Annotated in this window: 26 protein-coding genes; all 26 read right to left on the reverse strand. The window is 45.5% G+C overall.

Annotated elements, in window-relative coordinates; all coding sequences use genetic code 11:
• Positions 1 to 23: 23 nt before the first annotated feature.
• The 26 genes from secY to AC55NX_RS07525 all read right to left on the reverse strand — a co-directional run bounded on the left by secY (position 24) and on the right by AC55NX_RS07525 (position 16,456).
• Positions 24 to 1,361, reverse strand: coding sequence for a preprotein translocase subunit SecY (gene secY / locus AC55NX_RS07400; RefSeq protein ID WP_021019662.1), 1,338 nt, complete (start codon positions 1,359 to 1,361; stop codon positions 24 to 26).
• An 18-nt stretch (positions 1,362 to 1,379) separates the two neighbouring features.
• Positions 1,380 to 1,814: a 50S ribosomal protein L15 gene (gene rplO, locus AC55NX_RS07405; protein ID WP_021019661.1), complete on the reverse strand. Its 435-nt coding sequence runs from the start codon at positions 1,812 to 1,814 to the stop codon at positions 1,380 to 1,382.
• A 5-nt stretch (positions 1,815 to 1,819) separates the two neighbouring features.
• Positions 1,820 to 1,996: a 50S ribosomal protein L30 gene (gene rpmD, locus AC55NX_RS07410; RefSeq protein WP_496995153.1), complete on the reverse strand. Its 177-nt coding sequence runs from the start codon at positions 1,994 to 1,996 to the stop codon at positions 1,820 to 1,822.
• A 5-nt stretch (positions 1,997 to 2,001) separates the two neighbouring features.
• On the reverse strand, positions 2,002 to 2,502 hold the full coding sequence (rpsE, locus tag AC55NX_RS07415) for a 30S ribosomal protein S5 (protein ID WP_021019659.1): 501 nt from the start codon (positions 2,500 to 2,502) through the stop codon (positions 2,002 to 2,004).
• A 14-nt stretch (positions 2,503 to 2,516) separates the two neighbouring features.
• Positions 2,517 to 2,870 (reverse strand): 50S ribosomal protein L18, encoded by a 354-nt coding sequence (gene rplR / locus AC55NX_RS07420; protein ID WP_021019658.1) that lies wholly within the window; start codon positions 2,868 to 2,870, stop codon positions 2,517 to 2,519.
• A gap of 9 nt (positions 2,871 to 2,879) precedes the next feature.
• On the reverse strand, positions 2,880 to 3,413 hold the full coding sequence (gene rplF, locus AC55NX_RS07425) for a 50S ribosomal protein L6 (RefSeq protein WP_496995154.1): 534 nt from the start codon (positions 3,411 to 3,413) through the stop codon (positions 2,880 to 2,882).
• Positions 3,414 to 3,428: 15 nt separating this feature from the next.
• Positions 3,429 to 3,821, reverse strand: coding sequence for a 30S ribosomal protein S8 (gene rpsH / locus AC55NX_RS07430; RefSeq protein ID WP_021019656.1), 393 nt, complete (start codon positions 3,819 to 3,821; stop codon positions 3,429 to 3,431).
• A 29-nt stretch (positions 3,822 to 3,850) separates the two neighbouring features.
• The gene (rpsN, locus tag AC55NX_RS07435; protein WP_038179113.1) at positions 3,851 to 4,156 is read right to left on the reverse strand and encodes a 30S ribosomal protein S14; all 306 of its coding nucleotides are present in this window, start codon (positions 4,154 to 4,156) and stop codon (positions 3,851 to 3,853) included.
• Positions 4,157 to 4,173: 17 nt separating this feature from the next.
• Entirely contained in the window at positions 4,174 to 4,713 is a 540-nt protein-coding gene (rplE, locus tag AC55NX_RS07440; RefSeq protein ID WP_496995155.1) for a 50S ribosomal protein L5, read from the reverse strand.
• A gap of 23 nt (positions 4,714 to 4,736) precedes the next feature.
• The gene (rplX, locus tag AC55NX_RS07445; protein WP_038179115.1) at positions 4,737 to 5,054 is read right to left on the reverse strand and encodes a 50S ribosomal protein L24; all 318 of its coding nucleotides are present in this window, start codon (positions 5,052 to 5,054) and stop codon (positions 4,737 to 4,739) included.
• Between the two features lie 12 nt (positions 5,055 to 5,066).
• Positions 5,067 to 5,438 (reverse strand): 50S ribosomal protein L14, encoded by a 372-nt coding sequence (gene rplN, locus AC55NX_RS07450; protein WP_021019652.1) that lies wholly within the window; start codon positions 5,436 to 5,438, stop codon positions 5,067 to 5,069.
• A 155-nt stretch (positions 5,439 to 5,593) separates the two neighbouring features.
• Entirely contained in the window at positions 5,594 to 5,848 is a 255-nt protein-coding gene (gene rpsQ, locus AC55NX_RS07455; protein WP_038179116.1) for a 30S ribosomal protein S17, read from the reverse strand.
• Positions 5,848 to 6,039: a 50S ribosomal protein L29 gene (gene rpmC / locus AC55NX_RS07460; protein ID WP_059119768.1), complete on the reverse strand. Its 192-nt coding sequence runs from the start codon at positions 6,037 to 6,039 to the stop codon at positions 5,848 to 5,850. The genes rpsQ and rpmC overlap by 1 nt, the downstream gene beginning before the upstream one ends.
• The gene (gene rplP / locus AC55NX_RS07465) at positions 6,039 to 6,449 is read right to left on the reverse strand and encodes a 50S ribosomal protein L16 (RefSeq protein WP_021019649.1); all 411 of its coding nucleotides are present in this window, start codon (positions 6,447 to 6,449) and stop codon (positions 6,039 to 6,041) included. Before rplP ends, rpmC begins: the two co-directional genes overlap by 1 nt.
• A gap of 11 nt (positions 6,450 to 6,460) precedes the next feature.
• Entirely contained in the window at positions 6,461 to 7,165 is a 705-nt protein-coding gene (rpsC, locus tag AC55NX_RS07470) for a 30S ribosomal protein S3 (RefSeq protein ID WP_059119767.1), read from the reverse strand.
• Between the two features lie 19 nt (positions 7,166 to 7,184).
• A complete protein-coding gene (rplV, locus tag AC55NX_RS07475) occupies positions 7,185 to 7,517 on the reverse strand; it encodes a 50S ribosomal protein L22 (RefSeq protein WP_038179118.1) in 333 nt (110 codons plus the stop codon).
• Between the two features lie 10 nt (positions 7,518 to 7,527).
• A complete protein-coding gene (rpsS, locus tag AC55NX_RS07480) occupies positions 7,528 to 7,806 on the reverse strand; it encodes a 30S ribosomal protein S19 (protein WP_004398469.1) in 279 nt (92 codons plus the stop codon).
• Positions 7,807 to 7,826: 20 nt separating this feature from the next.
• Positions 7,827 to 8,651, reverse strand: coding sequence for a 50S ribosomal protein L2 (gene rplB / locus AC55NX_RS07485; RefSeq protein ID WP_059119766.1), 825 nt, complete (start codon positions 8,649 to 8,651; stop codon positions 7,827 to 7,829).
• 16 nt (positions 8,652 to 8,667) lie between these two features.
• Positions 8,668 to 8,970, reverse strand: coding sequence for a 50S ribosomal protein L23 (gene rplW, locus AC55NX_RS07490; RefSeq protein WP_059119765.1), 303 nt, complete (start codon positions 8,968 to 8,970; stop codon positions 8,668 to 8,670).
• Positions 8,967 to 9,569 carry a 50S ribosomal protein L4 gene (gene rplD, locus AC55NX_RS07495; RefSeq protein WP_038179121.1) on the reverse strand — a complete coding sequence of 201 codons (603 nt, stop codon included), beginning with the start codon at positions 9,567 to 9,569 and terminating at the stop codon, positions 8,967 to 8,969. The genes rplW and rplD overlap by 4 nt, the downstream gene beginning before the upstream one ends.
• A gap of 16 nt (positions 9,570 to 9,585) precedes the next feature.
• Positions 9,586 to 10,215, reverse strand: a complete 630-nt coding sequence (rplC, locus tag AC55NX_RS07500; protein ID WP_059119764.1) for a 50S ribosomal protein L3 — start codon at positions 10,213 to 10,215, stop codon at positions 9,586 to 9,588.
• A 15-nt stretch (positions 10,216 to 10,230) separates the two neighbouring features.
• Positions 10,231 to 10,542 carry a 30S ribosomal protein S10 gene (gene rpsJ / locus AC55NX_RS07505; RefSeq protein ID WP_001181007.1) on the reverse strand — a complete coding sequence of 104 codons (312 nt, stop codon included), beginning with the start codon at positions 10,540 to 10,542 and terminating at the stop codon, positions 10,231 to 10,233.
• A gap of 384 nt (positions 10,543 to 10,926) precedes the next feature.
• The gene (gene rlmB / locus AC55NX_RS07510; protein ID WP_496995156.1) at positions 10,927 to 11,667 is read right to left on the reverse strand and encodes a 23S rRNA (guanosine(2251)-2'-O)-methyltransferase RlmB; all 741 of its coding nucleotides are present in this window, start codon (positions 11,665 to 11,667) and stop codon (positions 10,927 to 10,929) included.
• 10 nt (positions 11,668 to 11,677) lie between these two features.
• Positions 11,678 to 14,119: a ribonuclease R gene (gene rnr, locus AC55NX_RS07515; RefSeq protein WP_496995157.1), complete on the reverse strand. Its 2,442-nt coding sequence runs from the start codon at positions 14,117 to 14,119 to the stop codon at positions 11,678 to 11,680.
• A 198-nt stretch (positions 14,120 to 14,317) separates the two neighbouring features.
• Positions 14,318 to 14,953 (reverse strand): flagellar protein MotX, encoded by a 636-nt coding sequence (gene motX, locus AC55NX_RS07520; RefSeq protein ID WP_496995158.1) that lies wholly within the window; start codon positions 14,951 to 14,953, stop codon positions 14,318 to 14,320.
• A 201-nt stretch (positions 14,954 to 15,154) separates the two neighbouring features.
• Positions 15,155 to 16,456 (reverse strand): adenylosuccinate synthase, encoded by a 1,302-nt coding sequence (locus AC55NX_RS07525; protein ID WP_496995159.1) that lies wholly within the window; start codon positions 16,454 to 16,456, stop codon positions 15,155 to 15,157.
• Positions 16,457 to 16,475: the final 19 nt, after the last annotated feature.

Genomic DNA, 16,475 nt, shown 5'->3' on the forward strand with positions numbered 1-16,475 from the left:
AAACTCCGTGAGAGAAATCTGAATTAACGGCCGTAGCCTTTCAGATTTGCTTTTTTCAACACAGAATCATATTGACTTGACATCATATGAGTCTGTACCTGTGCCATAAAGTCCATAATAACCACCACTACAATCAGTAGTGAAGTGCCGCCAAAATAGAAACGTACATTCCAAGCGACCATCATGAACTGAGGGATCAGACAGATAAAGGTAATATATAGCGCACCAGCTAAGGTTAGACGCGTCATTACTTTATCGATATATCTGGCAGTCTGCTCACCTGGGCGGATACCGGGTACGAACGCACCAGACTTCTTCAAATTATCTGCTGTTTCACGTGGGTTAAATACCAACGCTGTATAAAAGAAACAGAAGAAGATAATTGCAACTGCATAAAGTATTACATACAACGGTTGACCAGGGCTCAGTGCCAAAGACACTTTCGTCAGCCAGCTAAACGCTGAACCTTCACCACCACTATTACCAAACCATTGTGCTAGTGTTCCGGGGAACAAAATAATACTCGATGCAAAGATTGCTGGAATTACCCCTGCCATATTAATTTTCAATGGCAAATGAGTGCTCTGTGCTGCGAAGACTTTGCGACCTTGCTGGCGTTTTGCGTAGTTAACAACGATACGACGCTGACCACGCTCCATAAAGACTACAAAATAAATTACAGCAAAAGAGATAACCGCAATCAAAAGGAGAAGAAGCACATGCAATTCACCTTGACGCGCTTGCTCAATCGTTTGTCCGATTGCTTTTGGCAGACCAGCAACAATACCTGCAAATATCAGTAATGAAATACCATTACCAATACCCCGCTCAGTAATCTGTTCACCTAACCACATTAAAAACATGGTACCGGTTACTAGACTCACAGTTGCGATGAACGTAAACATGGTTTGATCGATAACGACCAGATTAGAGACCATGTTTGGTAGCCCTGTCGCAATCCCAAGAGCTTGGAATGTTGCAAGTACAAGCGTGCCGTAACGCGTATATTGGCTAATCTTGCGACGCCCTGCTTCACCCTCTTTCTTGAGTTCAGCTAACGCGGGATGAACTACAGTTAGCAGCTGGACAACAATCGATGCCGAAATATACGGCATGATTCCCAGCGCTAATATAGATGCACGCGAAAGAGCACCACCGGAGAACATGTTAAACATTTCTACGATGGTCCCTTTTTGCTGTTCGAACAAATCGGCTAGTACAGCTGCGTCAATACCAGGAATCGGCACAAAAGAGCCAGCTCGGAATACGAGAAGCGCCCCCAATACGAATAACAAGCGCGACTTCAATTCACTTAAGCCGCTCTGAGCACTACGAAAATCTTGTCCTGGTTTCTTAGCCATCTGTACCTCGTTTCGAGATTATTCCTCGATTTTTCCGCCTGCAGCTTCGATTGCAGCTTTAGCGCCTTTAGTTACGCGTAAACCCTTCACTGTAACAGCTTTGTTGATCTCACCAGAAAGAACGATTTTTACATTCTCAATGTTTTTAGTCACAACATTCGCTGCCTTCAGGCTGTTCAGGTCAACAACTTCGCTTGTTACTTTCGCTAATTCACTTAGACGAACTTCAGCAGACACCAAACTCTTACGAGAAGTGAAACCGAATTTTGGCAAGCGTTGTTTCAAAGGCATTTGTCCACCTTCAAAACCTGCACGAACTTTACCGCCAGAGCGTGATTTTTGACCTTTGTGGCCACGACCACCTGTTTTACCCAGGCCAGAACCGATACCGCGACCTAAACGCTTCTTAGAAGGCTTAGAACCTGCAGCCGGAGATAGAGTATTCAAACGCATTCTGATTACTCCTCAACTTTAACCATGTATTGAACTTTGTTGATCATACCACGTACACATGGTGTATCTTCAAGTTCAACAGTGTGGTTGATACGACGAAGGCCTAGACCACGCAAAGTAGCTTTATGCTTTGGTAGGCGACCAATTGAGCTTTTAGTTTGAGTTACTTTAATAATTGCCATGGTTCTTACTCCGAAATTGATTCAACAGTTAGACCACGTTTAGCTGCAACCATTTCTGGTGACTTCATGCTACCCAGAGCATCGATCGTTGCACGGACGATGTTGATTGGGTTTGTTGAGCCATACGCTTTTGACAAAACGTTATGTACACCTGCAACTTCAAGTACAGCACGCATCGCACCACCGGCAATAACACCTGTACCTTCGGCAGCTTGCTGCATATAAACTTTAGAGCCCGAGTGGCGACCTTTTACCGGGTGGAAAAGTGTGCCTTCGTTCAGCGCGATTGTAATCATGTTACGACGCGCTTTTTCCATTGCTTTTTGAATCGCAGCAGGTACTTCACGAGCTTTGCCGTAACCGAAACCTACGCGACCATTACCATCACCAACAACTGTTAGTGCAGTAAAGCTCATGATTCGACCACCTTTAACCGTTTTAGAAACACGGTTAACAGCGATTAATTTTTCTTGCAAATCACTCGCTTGTTGTAATTCTTTAGCCATCTTCCAACCCTACCTTAGAATTTCAGACCAGCTTCGCGAGCAGATTCTGCTAGCGCCGCTACTCGACCGTGGTATTGGAAACCGGAACGATCAAAAGCAACTTCTGAAACGCCTTTTTCCAGAGCGCGTTCAGCAATAGCTTTACCTACCGCTTGTGCTGCTTCAATGTTTCCAGTGAATTTCAATTGCTCACGGATCGCTTTTTCTACAGTAGAAGCTGCAGCGATAACCTCAGAGCCATTAGATGCGATAACCTGAGCGTACACGTGACGAGGAGTACGGTGTACAACTAGGCGAGTTGCACCCAGTTCTGCAATCTTACGACGTGCACGTGTGGCACGACGGATGCGAGATGCTTTCTTATCCATAGTGTTACCTTACTTCTTCTTAGCTTCTTTAGTACGCACATTTTCATCTGCGTAACGAACACCCTTACCTTTGTAAGGTTCAGGCTCACGATAAGCACGAATATCAGCCGCAACTTGACCCACAAGTTGTTTATCACAACCAGTAATGACAATTTCAGTTTGGCTTGGACATTCTGCTTTAATTCCTGTTGGCAATTCATGTTCAACAGGGTGAGAGAAGCCCAGTGTCAGAGCTACAGCATTGCCTTTCATTGAGGCACGGTAACCAACACCTTTTAGTGCAAGCTTCTTCGTAAAGCCTTCCGTCACACCGACAACCATGTTGTTCACTAGTGCACGAGCAGTACCTGCCTGTGCCCAAGCATTCGCAACACCTTCACGAGGTCCGAAAGTCAGGTTACTTTCTTCTTGAGCAATCACAACTGCGTTATTCAGCACGCTAGTCAGTTCACCCTTTACACCTTTCACAGTGATCTCTTGGCCGTTTAATTTCACCTCTACGCCAGCTGGAATAGCGACAGGTGCTTTAGCAACACGAGACATATCCTACTCCTATAATTAAGCTACGTAGCAAATGATTTCACCACCAAGACCTGCTTTACGGGCAGCACGGTCTGACATCAGACCCTTGGAAGTGGACACAACAGCAACACCCAAACCGCCCATCACAGATGGCAGCTCGTCTTTTCTTTTATAGACGCGCAGGCCAGGACGTGAAACACGTTTGATTTGCTCGATAACTGGTTTCGCTTGAAAATATTTCAGCGTAACTTCCAGTTCAGGTTTTACATCGCCTTCAACAGCGAAATCTTCGATATAACCTTCAGCTTTTAGAAGTGCAGCAATTGCAACTTTCAGCTTTGAAGAAGGCATTTTTACAGCAACTTTGTTTGCTGCCTGACCGTTACGAATACGGGTCAGCATATCCGAAATCGGATCTTGCATGCTCATAAACTTTACTCCAAATGATTAAGTGGCAATTACCAGCTAGCCTTACGAAGTCCAGGAATCTCGCCTTTCATGCAAGCTTCACGAACTTTGATACGGCTTAAACCGAACTTACGTAGGTAACCGTGTGGACGACCAGTTTGGTTACAACGGTTACGCTGACGCGATGCACTTGAATCACGAGGAAGTGTTTGAAGTTTCAGAACAGCATCCCAACGTTCTTCTTCAGATACGTTTACGTCGCTGATTGTAGCTTTTAGCGCGGCACGCTTTTCAGCATACTGAGCGACAAGCTTTGCACGTTTAACTTCACGTGCTTTCATTGATTGTTTAGCCATAACAGTAACCCTTCACCTTACTTGCGGAATGGGAAGTTAAAGGCAGCCAGCAGAGCACGGCCTTCCTCATCAGTGGACGCACTAGTCGTGATTGTTACATCAAGACCTCGTACACGATCGACTTTATCGTAGTCGATTTCCGGGAAGATGATTTGCTCGCGAACGCCCATGCTGTAGTTACCGCGACCATCAAAAGATTTCGCGCTAACACCACGGAAGTCACGTACACGTGGTAGAGCGATAGAAATTAAACGCTCCAAAAAATCCCACATACGTTCGCCACGCAAGGTTACTTTACAACCAATTGGGTAGCCTTCACGGATTTTGAAACCTGCAACAGATTTGCGAGCTTTTGTGACAAGAGGCTTTTGACCAGAAATGGCCGCCATGTCAGTTGCTGCATTCTCAAGCAGTTTCTTATCGTTGATTGCTTCACCAACGCCCATGTTTAGGGTGATTTTCTCAATCCTAGGGACTTGCATGACGCTTGTGTAACCGAACTGTTTGGTCAGTTCAGCGACTACAGACGACTTGTAGTAATCATGCAGTTTCGCCATAGTAGAACTCCAAATTACGTCTATTAGTTAGAAATGGTTTCACCGTTAGATTTGAAGAAACGGACTTTTTTGCCGTCTTCAAAACGGAAACCGACACGGTCCGCTTTACCAGTAGCTGCATTGAAGATTGCAACGTTAGAAGCATCGATTGCTGCTTCTTGTTCAACGATTCCACCTTGAACACCCATAGCCGGTACAGGCTTCTGGTGTTTTTTCACAAGGTTGATGCCTTCAACAATAACTTTACCAGTTCCAAGAACCTTAGTTACTTTACCCTTCTTGCCTTTGTCTTTACCGGCAAGAACAACGATTTCGTCGTTACGACGGATTTTAGCTGCCATCTCTGCGCTCCCTTACAATACTTCTGGAGCCAGTGAAACAATCTTCATAAACTTCGCATTACGAAGCTCACGAGTCACTGGACCAAAGATACGTGTACCGACTGGTTGCTCAGTATTGTTGTTTAACAATACACAAGCGTTACGGTCGAAGCGAATGACAGAACCGTCTGGACGACGTACGCCTTTACGGGTGCGAACTACCACCGCCTTCAGGACATCACCTTTTTTTACTTTACCGCGTGGAATTGCTTCTTTGACGGTAACTTTGATGATGTCGCCGATATGTGCGTAACGACGGTGAGAGCCACCCAGAACCTTAATACACATTACGCTGCGAGCGCCTGAGTTATCAGCTGCGTCCAGCATACTTTGCATTTGGATCATGTTAGTGCTCCGCTAAATATTAAAACTAGACCCTCTCGGGTCGGGCTGCCTTTAAAAAGGGAGGCGAATTGTAACACCCTTTTTTCAGATTGGGTAGTCAAAAAACAAACGGCCCCAAAAATAATTGGAGCCGTTTTTTGATTGAAAAACAAAAGTTAAATTTTTGCTTTTTCTACCACTTTCACCAAAGTCCAAGACTTAGTCTTAGACAATGGACGACACTCACGAATTTCAACGGTATCGCCTTGGCCACACTCGTTGTTTTCGTCATGTGCGTGAATTTTAGTCGTGCGTTTAACGAACTTACCGTAAATTGGATGTTTTACGAAGCGTTCGATAGCAACAACGATAGACTTATCCATCTTGTCGCTAACAACACGACCGAGTTGAGTACGAATTTTGTCGCTCATTATGCGCCTGCCTTCTCAGTCAAAACAGTTTTCACACGTGCGATTTCACGGCGTACAGCTTTCAGAGTATGAGTCTGCTGTAGTTGACCAGTCGCTGCTTGCATACGCAAGTTGAACTGTTCACGTAGCAAATTCAATAGCTCAGCATTCAGCTCTTCAACGCTCTTTTCGCGTAGATCTTGTGCTTTCATCACATCACCTGCTTAGTTACGAAAGTAGTCTTGAACGGAAGTTTTGCAGCTGCAAGCGCAAAAGCTTCACGTGCCAATTCTTCAGGTACACCATCCATTTCGTACATAACCTTACCAGGTTGGATTTGGGCTACCCAGTACTCAACGTTACCTTTACCCTTACCCTGACGAACTTCAAGTGGTTTTTCTGTGATAGGCTTATCTGGGAATACACGAATCCAGATTTTACCTTGACGCTTAACGTGACGTGTCATCGCACGACGAGCCGCTTCGATCTGACGAGCAGTCAAACGACCACGGCCGACAGCTTTCAAACCAAATGTACCGAAAGAAACATCAGTACCTTTAGCTAGACCACGGTTGCGACCAGTATGAACCTTACGGAACTTTGTACGTTTAGGTTGTAGCATCTGTCGACTCCTTACTTACGGCCTTTACGCTGTTTCTTAGGCTTATCACCTTTAGGCTCAGCGGTATTTGCATTTGCAGCTGGCATCCCACCCAGGATTTCTCCTTTGAAGATCCATACTTTAACGCCAATCACACCATACTGAGTGTGAGCCGAAGAAGTTGCGTACTCAATGTCTGCACGAAGAGTATGTAGAGGTACACGACCTTCACGATACCATTCAGAGCGTGCGATTTCAGCGCCGCCTAAACGACCGCTTACTTCTACTTTGATACCCTTAGCACCTAGACGCATTGCGTTTTGTACTGCACGCTTCATCGCGCGACGGAACATAACACGGCGCTCTAGCTGAGACGCGATGCTATCAGCCACTAATTGACCGTCTAGCTCAGGTTTACGTACTTCAGCGATATTGATTTGCGCTGGTACACCTGCAATTTTCGCTACCGCAGCACGAAGTTTTTCGACGTCTTCACCTTTCTTACCGATAACGACACCTGGGCGAGCCGTGTGGATAGTCACACGGATGCTTTTCGCAGGACGCTCGATAACAATGCGTGATAGAGACGCTTTTGCCAATTCCTTCGTCAGGAATTGACGTACCTTGAAGTCGCCGTCTAGGTTGTCAGCGAACTCTTTGGTGTTAGCAAACCATGTAGCATTCCAAGGCTTAACGATGCCTAGACGAATACCATTTGGATGTACTTTCTGACCCATTGCTTACTCTCCTAGTCTCTTAGCGATCTGCGACAACCACAGTAATGTGGCTTGAACGCTTCAAGATACGGTCCGCACGGCCTTTGGCACGAGGCATAATACGCTTCATGACAGGGCCCTCATCTACGAAGATTTTTGCGACGCTTAGATCGTCGATATCTGCACCTTCGTTATGCTCCGCGTTTGCGATAGCTGACTCGAGAACTTTCTTAACTAAATCAGCAGCTTTTTTGTTGCTGAAAGTCAGAATTTCCAGAGCTTGATCGACAGACTTACCACGGATCAAATCTGCAACTAAGCGAGCTTTCTGTGGAGAAATACGAGCAAAGTTATGTTTAGCAACAGCTTCCATCATCTACTCCTTACTTCTTCTTCGCTTTCTTATCTGCAGCATGACCGCGATAAGTACGTGTTGGTGCAAATTCACCCAGTTTGTGACCGATCATTTCATCAGTTACGAAAACCGGAACGTGCTGACGACCATTATGGACAGCGATGGTCAAACCAATCATTGATGGAATGATCATTGAACGACGGGACCAAGTCTTAATAGGCTTTTTGTCTCCGCTTTCCACCGCTTTCTCTACCTTCTTCAGCAAGTGTAGGTCAATAAATGGACCTTTCTTGAGAGAACGTGGCATGGCTTATCCTCTTAAATAGATTACTTATTACGACGACGTACAATGTACTTGTCGGTGCGTTTGTTTTTACGGGTTTTGAAGCCCTTAGTAGGCATACCCCAAGGAGATACAGGGTGACGACCACCAGATGTACGACCTTCACCACCACCATGTGGGTGATCAACCGGGTTCATCACAACACCGCGAACGGTAGGACGAACACCACGCCAGCGTGTAGCACCTGCTTTACCAAGTTCACGAAGCATGTGCTCAGAGTTACCGACTTCGCCAATCGTTGCACGACCTTCAGAAGGAACTCGACGCATTTCGCCAGAACGTAGACGAATTGTTGCGTATGCACCGTCACGAGCAACGAGTTGTGCATAAGCACCAGCAGAACGTGCAAGTTGTGCACCCTTGCCTGGTTTCAATTCAACACAGTGAACTGTTGAACCTACAGGGATGTTGCGCATCGGCAGAGTGTTACCTGCTTTAATCGGTGCATCAACACCAGACTGAATTACATCACCAGCTTGCAGACCTTTCGGTGCAATGATGTAACGACGTTCACCATCTGTATAAAGAACCAAAGCGATATTTGCACTACGGTTTGGATCATATTCCAGACGCTCAACTTTTGCCGGAATGCCATCTTTAGTACGTTTAAAATCAATCAAACGATAGTGTTGCTTATGACCACCACCGATATGACGTACTGTGATACGACCGTTGTTGTTACGACCACCGTTTTTAGAATTTTTTTCTAAAAGCGGTGCATAAGGTTTACCTTTATGCAGGTCATTGTTCACAACTTTAACGACGTGACGGCGACCAGCCGAAGTCGGCTTACATTTAACAATAGCCATTTTTCAACTACTCCTGTTATTCCGCGCCGCCAACAAAGTCAAGATCCTGACCTTCTTTCAAAGTTACATACGCTTTTTTCACGTCGCTACGACGACCTTGGCGCATACCTTGACGCTTAGTCTTACCCTTAGTAATCAGGGTATTTACAGATTCAACTTCAACTTCAAATAGCTTTTCTACGGCTGCTTTAATCTCTTTTTTCGTTGCATCTTTCGCTACTTTGAAAACAACACTGTTTGTTTTCTCTGCAACCATTGTTGCTTTTTCAGAGATGTGCGGAGCACGCAGAACTTTTAGTAGACGCTCTTCGCTAATCATGCCAGCATCTCCTCAACTTGCTTAACTGCAGAAGCAGTCATAAGAACCTTGTCAAACGCGATCAAGCTAACAGGATCGATTCCCGCTGCGTCACGTACGTCAACTTTATAAAGGTTACGAGCAGCTAAGAACAGATTCTCGTCTACTTCACCAGTAACGATAAGTACATCGTTAAGCTCAAGTTCTTTAAGCTTAGCTACCAGTTCTTTAGTTTTTGGAGCTTCAACTGAGAAATCATCAACAACGATCAGACGCTCTTGACGAACCAGCTCAGAAAGAATGCTCTTCATAGCGCCACGGTACATTTTTTTGTTTACTTTTTGGCTGTGATCTTGTGGTTTCGCAGCAAAAGTAACACCACCTGTACGCCAGATTGGGCTACGGATTGTACCAGCACGAGCACGGCCAGTACCTTTTTGACGCCATGGTTTAGCGCCGCCGCCAGAAACTTCTGAACGTGTTTTTTGAGCACGAGTACCTTGACGAGCACCTGCTGCATAAGCAACAACCACCTGATGTACAAGAGCTTCGTTGAACTCACGTCCGAAAGTAGTTTCGGAAACAGTTAGTGCGTCAGCACCTTTAACCATCAATTCCATTACTTACTCCTAGACGTTATGCTTTAACAGCTGGTTTAACGATCACGTCACCACCGATAGCACCAGGGACTGCACCTTTAATCAGAAGCAGGTTGCGCTCAGCGTCGACACGTACGATCTCCAGGTTTTGAGTCGTTACACGCTCAGCACCCATGTGACCTGCCATTTTCTTGCCCTTGAATACACGACCTGGAGTCTGACATTGACCGATAGAACCAGGAGCACGATGCGACAATGAGTTACCGTGAGTCATATCTTGAGTACGGAAGTTCCAGCGCTTCACAGCACCTTGGAAACCTTTACCTTTAGATGTACCAGTAACGTCTACTTTTTTTACTTCATTGAAAAGTTCAACGGTCAATTCTGAACCGACTGAAAACTCTTCTCCGTTTTCTAAACGGAATTCCCAAAGACCGCGGCCAGCGTCAACACCCGCTTTCGCGAAGTGACCAGCTTCTGGCTTAGATACACGGTTGGCTTTTTTCGCACCAGAAGTTACTTGGATTGCAGTGTAACCATCGGTCTCAAGTGTTTTAACTTGAGCAACACGGTTCGCTTCAACCTCAACAACTGTAACTGGGATAGAAACGCCTTCTTCGGTAAACACGCGGGTCATACCCACTTTACGTCCGACTAGACCAATCATTCTTCTAATCTCCCCTTAACCTAGGCTGATTTGTACATCAACGCCAGCAGCTAGATCGAGACGCATCAGAGCGTCAACAGTTTTGTCTGTTGGCTCAACGATGTCGATTAGACGTTTGTGAGTACGGATTTCGTACTGGTCACGAGCATCTTTGTTGACGTGTGGAGAGATAAGAACAGTGAAACGCTCTTTACGAGTAGGCAGTGGGATAGGACCACGAACCTGTGCGCCGGTACGCTTTGCTGTTTCAACGATTTCCGCAGTAGAAGCGTCGATTAATTTGTAATCGAAAGCTTTTAGGCGGATTCGGATACGTTGGTTCTGCATGAGACAGAGCTCCAAATTCAAAAAATTACATAAACAATATCGCCACTCATACCCACAAAATTGTGAGAGAATGTCGATTGATTCATGTGAAACCGTAGTTCCGCAATCGGGAACATTGTCAGCTAATTTAGATCAACTTTATTTAAGCTAATTTATATTAACTGCGAACATAAGCTAAGTATACATTACCTGATAAATCAAAAAGATATATCAGCTCCTTGCTGCTCATTGGTTCACAACTGGCTTAACCAGTGGACGGGTATTATACAGATAGAATGGTCACATGCAAGGTTCGATGGAAAAATAATCGAAATAACATTAGAAGGGAAATTCTGGCTCCGTCATCTTGTTCAGAGCCAGTTTGTTTGTCATTCGATGAATACTTTAGCGTGATAAACGTTGTCTTACTGCTTCAAAAAGACAAATGCCAGTTGCGACAGAGACGTTCAAACTAGAAACGCTCCCCGACATCGGAATTTTAACCAGTGCATCACAGGTTTCTCTGGTCAGGCGACGCATCCCATCACCTTCCGCTCCCATGACAATCGCCAACGGACCAGTCAGTTTAGACTGGAAGATATCCTGCGTTGCTTCTCCTGCAGTCCCGACAAACCAGATCCCTTGCTCCTGTAAGGCCTTCATCGTTCTGGCCAGATTGGTTACTCGGACTAAAGGTACCGTTTCAGCAGCACCACAGGCAACTTTACTCACAGTTGCATTCAATGGCGCAGATTTATCTTTGGGAACAATCACAGCCGTAACACCGGCAGCGTCTGCATTTCTAAGGCACGCCCCAAGATTATGTGGATCAGTTACGCCATCCAAAACAAGTAATAGGGGTTGTTCTGCCGCATTTAAAAGCGTATCCAGATCATGTTCATTCAAGGTTTTGGCTGGTTTCACTTTTGCCATCATCCCTTGGTGACTTGCCCCTTGAGATTTTTTATCTAGTGCTTGGCGACTCATCTGTTGAATTGAAATACCAAGCCGATGCAACTCATCTAGCACAGGAAGCAGACGACCATCTTGCCGCTCTTTCAAAACAAAGACTTCGATCAATCGATCCGGGTTTTTCTCCAACACAGCACTCACAGCATGAATACCATATATAAATTCATTACTCATTTGTTACCTATTATTTGTCAGTCTTGGCTGATTTTGATTGACGAAGGCGCGATTTTTTCTTACGAACTTTCTCAGCCTTGCTTTTCTTTTTAACCGTATTATTCCGGCCATCGCCACCATTAGGATTTTTCGCCGGTTCAATATTCGGTACTGCTTTTCCTCGACGACGGGGCGTCCCTTTTTTTCCCTGTTTTGCTTCCGCTTCACGTTTCTTCGCTGTTTTTCCTTCACCGCGTAGCTTACGACTTGTCTCGACTAATTCAAAGTCAATATGACGTTCGTCCAAGTTCACGGCCTGAACTTTAACTTTGACCGCATCGCCTAAACGGTAAATCAGTCCGAAGCTTTCACCAATCAGACGTTGACCGATCGGATCATACTGATAGTAATCATTGGCCAAGCTGGAAATATGCACCAAGCCATCTATATGCAACTCAGTCAGACGCACAAAAAATCCAAACCCAGTGACATTGGCAATCACACCATCCAACACTTCACCGACATGATCCTGCATATATTCACATTTCAGCCAGTCAGACACTTCCCGTGTTGCATCATCTGCACGGCGCTCAGTCATTGAACACTGTTCACCGTAATAATTCATATCATCGAATGAGTAATGATAACCCCCAGTCGGTGTCCAACGATCTTGATTTGTTCCTTGCTGTTTGGCAATCAAATATTTGATTGCCCGATGTAACAGAAGATCCGGATAACGTCGAATCGGAGAAGTAAAGTGTGCATATCGCTTTAAAGCCAACCCGAAGTGTCCGCAGTTATCAGCGTTGTATACCGCTTGCTTCATCGAGCGGAGTAACATCGTTTGGATCAACTCATGATCAGGTCGATTCACCACTTGTTTCATTAGAGTGGCATAATCTGTCGGAGTCGGTTCTAATCCACCGGTCAAATTTAGTCCCAATTCTCCGAGAAAATCCCGGAATCCCGTTAAGCGCTCTTCTCCCGGTGTTTCATGAATTCGGAATAAGGCGGGTTCTTTCATTTTTTCAACTAAAGAAGCCGATGCAATATTCGCCAGAATCATGCACTCTTCGATGATTTTATGAGCATCATTACGGACTAACGGCTCAATCCGCTCGATTTTCCGCTGAGCATTAAAAATAAATTTCGTTTCGACCGTTTCAAATTCAATCGCACCTCGGTTTTCTCTCTCTCCTTTCAGAACCTGATACATCTGGTGTAACTCTTCCAGATGGGGGACTAACGGTTCATAACGCTGACGAAGCTCCTCATCACCCGCTAAAATCGCGGCCACTTTGTTATAGGTCAGCCGCGCATGGGAATTCATAACCGCTTCATAATGTTTATAGCTTGAGAGTTTCCCTGTCGCTGAAATGGTCATCTCACAGACCATACATAGTCGATCAACTTGTGGGTTTAGAGAGCAGAGGCCGTTTGACAATACCTCCGGTAACATCGGCACAACCTGAGACGGGAAATAGACAGAATTACCTCGATTAATCGCTTCTTTATCAAGCGCAGAATCAGTTCTGACATAATAGCTTACATCGGCAATCGCAACCCAAAGACGCCAGCCTCCGCCTTTTTTCGCTTCACAATAGACCGCATCATCAAAGTCTCGGGCATCTTCACCATCAATCGTAACCAGTGGCAGAGTTCTCAAATCTACCCGTCCCTGTTTCGCTTCTTCCGGAACGTGTTCACTAAACTGTTTCACTTGTTGTTCGACGGCTTCCGGCCATTCATGCGGAATCTGATGGGTCCGAATCGCAATTTGGGTCTCCATACCAGGTGCCATATTTTCACCAAGCACATCACTCACCTTGCCCATCATCCCACGAGAACGGCTGCCTCGGTCGGTAATCTCGATGACAACGACATTTCCCATGCGGGCTCCGGCACGAGCTTCATCCGGAATCAAAATGTCATGACTAATCCGGGAGTCATCAGGTACGACATAAGAATATCCATGTTCAAAGAAAAAACGCCCCACAATTTGGCTGTTTCTTTCCTCTAAAATCCTGACCAGACGACCTTCTTTCCGACCTCTCTTATCCGTGCCATTCGGTTGAATCAGCACATAATCCCCATGAATCAGTGTTCTCATCTGATGATGTGGCAGTACGATATCCTCATCTTTGCCTCGGGTTCCCTCAGGTCTGACCCAACCGTATCCATCTTTATGACCGATGACATATCCTTTAATCATTTCCAGTTTTTCCGGCAGTGCATAGCATTGGCGGCGCGTGAAGACCAGTTGCCCATCTCTTTCCATGGCTCTCAGACGTCTTCGTAATCCTTCGTATTGCTCTTCACCTGAAAGGTGTAGCACTTCGAACAGGTCATTGCGATTCATCGGAACATTCGCCTGAGCGAGAAATTCTAAAATAAACTCGCGGCTGGGAATCGGGTTGTCATAGTTATTTGCTTCACGATCAGCAAACGGATCGTTTTGAGTAGTGTCAGACATAAGTCGTCCTAAGGAAGAAGGTAATCTCTTAAAATATTCTCTGAATCAACCATGTTTAAATGATGATCCAGAAAGCATGAATGTAGCTTATTGAAGATATATTAGCGGGAAGTTGTGATTTCTTCAAAAATCAGGTGGTTAAACTAAGGAAGTTTTCAATCAATTGTAACAGAAACGAACGCATCACGATACCGTGTGCTACCAAAGCGTTTCTCTCATTTTCGCACGAGCGATAATATTCTCAGGCATCCGCTGTTCAAGCCCCTGACGCAACATCGCAATACGTTTGTGCATGCGCGTATCAGCCGTAACAGAATGATATAGCCATCGATAAGCGTCTTCATAATCAAGCGGACTGCCATAATCTCGGAGTAATAACTCAGCCAATTTCACACGCGCTTTCAAATTGCCCATTGCGGAGGCTTCTCTCAGATATACAATTGCGCGTTCACGATCTTGCTGAACAAGCACACCTTCAGCGTAATAGCGACCTAGCTGCTCAAGCGCTGCCGGTAATCCCTGACTGGCTGCAGCTTCCATATAATATAAACCCAGTTCAGCATCCTGAGCGACACACACGCCCCATGCCAACATATCGCCATACAAAAATTCATATGATGGTAAATTGATCCGCGTAGCCCGGGCAACGATATCTTCAACCAGCTGACATTTATCAGCTTTCACTCGCTCCAGATGCTTATTCTGTTCGATCAGTTGAATTAACTCAGCTTCGGAATAAATTTGGACTGGCGGCCCGACATCAGCGACAGTGGCATTGACTGAAACGCTCAACGTCATCATTAACAACGAAGCTGCTACGCTTAGTAGCCTCATATACATACTCTTTTTTGAACGATCGCTTAACAATATCACCCACTTTGACTAGGGCTTAAATACCGTATCGGCAGACGAACAAATCACTTTAGGAGAAAGTTGTTGTCGATTTTTTGCACAACACAACTGTACATAACAATCCCTAAAAAAGCAAAAAGCCGGTCGTTAAAGACCGGCTCTGACAATCAAGTCGTATTGGGGTTACGCAACACTGAACGGATGAACTTTAATAATCGTTTCATTCCGATCCGGGCCTGTTGAAATGATATCAACCGGTACACCCGTTAACGTTTCAATGCGCTGGACATAGTTCAATGCAGCCTGAGGCAAATCTTCAAGCTTTTTAACACCGAATGTGCTCTCAGACCAACCCGGCATCGTTTCATAAATCGGTGTGACATGATCGTAAGCATCAGCCGCCATTGGCGAAACTTCCGCGATTGATCCATCCTTCATTTGGTAACCGGTACAGATTTTGATCTCTTTCAAACCATCTAAGACATCTAGCTTCGTCATACAGAAGCCGGTAATCGAGTTGATTTGAATCGCACGACGCATCGCAACTGCATCAAACCAGCCACAACGACGCTTACGTCCGGTTGTCGCACCAAATTCCTGACCTTTGGTTCCCAGATACTCACCAATTTCATCATTCAACTCGGTCGGGAAAGGACCGGCGCCAACGCGTGTACAGTACGCTTTGGCAATACCAAGAATATACCCGAGATGACGAGGACCAAAACCAGAACCGGCAGCAACACCGCCTGCAGTCGTATTTGATGAAGTGACATATGGATAAGTGCCGTGGTCGATATCCAGCAGTGTCCCCTGCGCACCTTCGAACATGATTTTGTCACCGCGCTTACGAGCTTTATCAAGTTCATCAGTCACATCAATGACCATTGACGTTAATACGTCAGCATAGCCCATGACCTGTTCCAGAACTTCATCGTAATTCACGGGTTCAGCTTTATAGAAGTTGACCAACTGGAAGTTATGATATTCCATGACTTCCTGTAGTTTGGCAGCGAAAGTTGTGCGATCAAACAGGTCTCCGACACGCAAACCACGACGCGCGACTTTGTCTTCGTAAGCTGGACCGATTCCCCGCCCGGTTGTACCGATAGCTTTTGTACCACGAGCTGCTTCGCGCGCCTGATCCAGTGCAATATGGTAGGGTAAAATGAGCGGACAAGCTTCAGAAATAGAAAGACGTTGGCGAACAGGAATACCTCGAGCTTCAAGCTCTTCCATTTCTTTTAAAAGTGCATCCGGTGAAAGCACAACACCATTTCCGATAATGCATTTTACGTGTTCGCGGAGAATACCGGATGGAATCAAGTGAAGAACGGTTTTTTCACCGTCAATGACCAGAGTATGACCTGCATTGTGACCGCCTTGATAACGGACAACATACTTTGCATCTTCAGTAAGCAGATCAACAATTTTCCCTTTACCTTCATCACCCCATTGGGTGCCTAGTACGACAACGTTATTTCCCATCTTTCCAAATCTGATTGCT

It is taken from the genome of Vibrio rubrogenes (assembly GCF_059641415.1).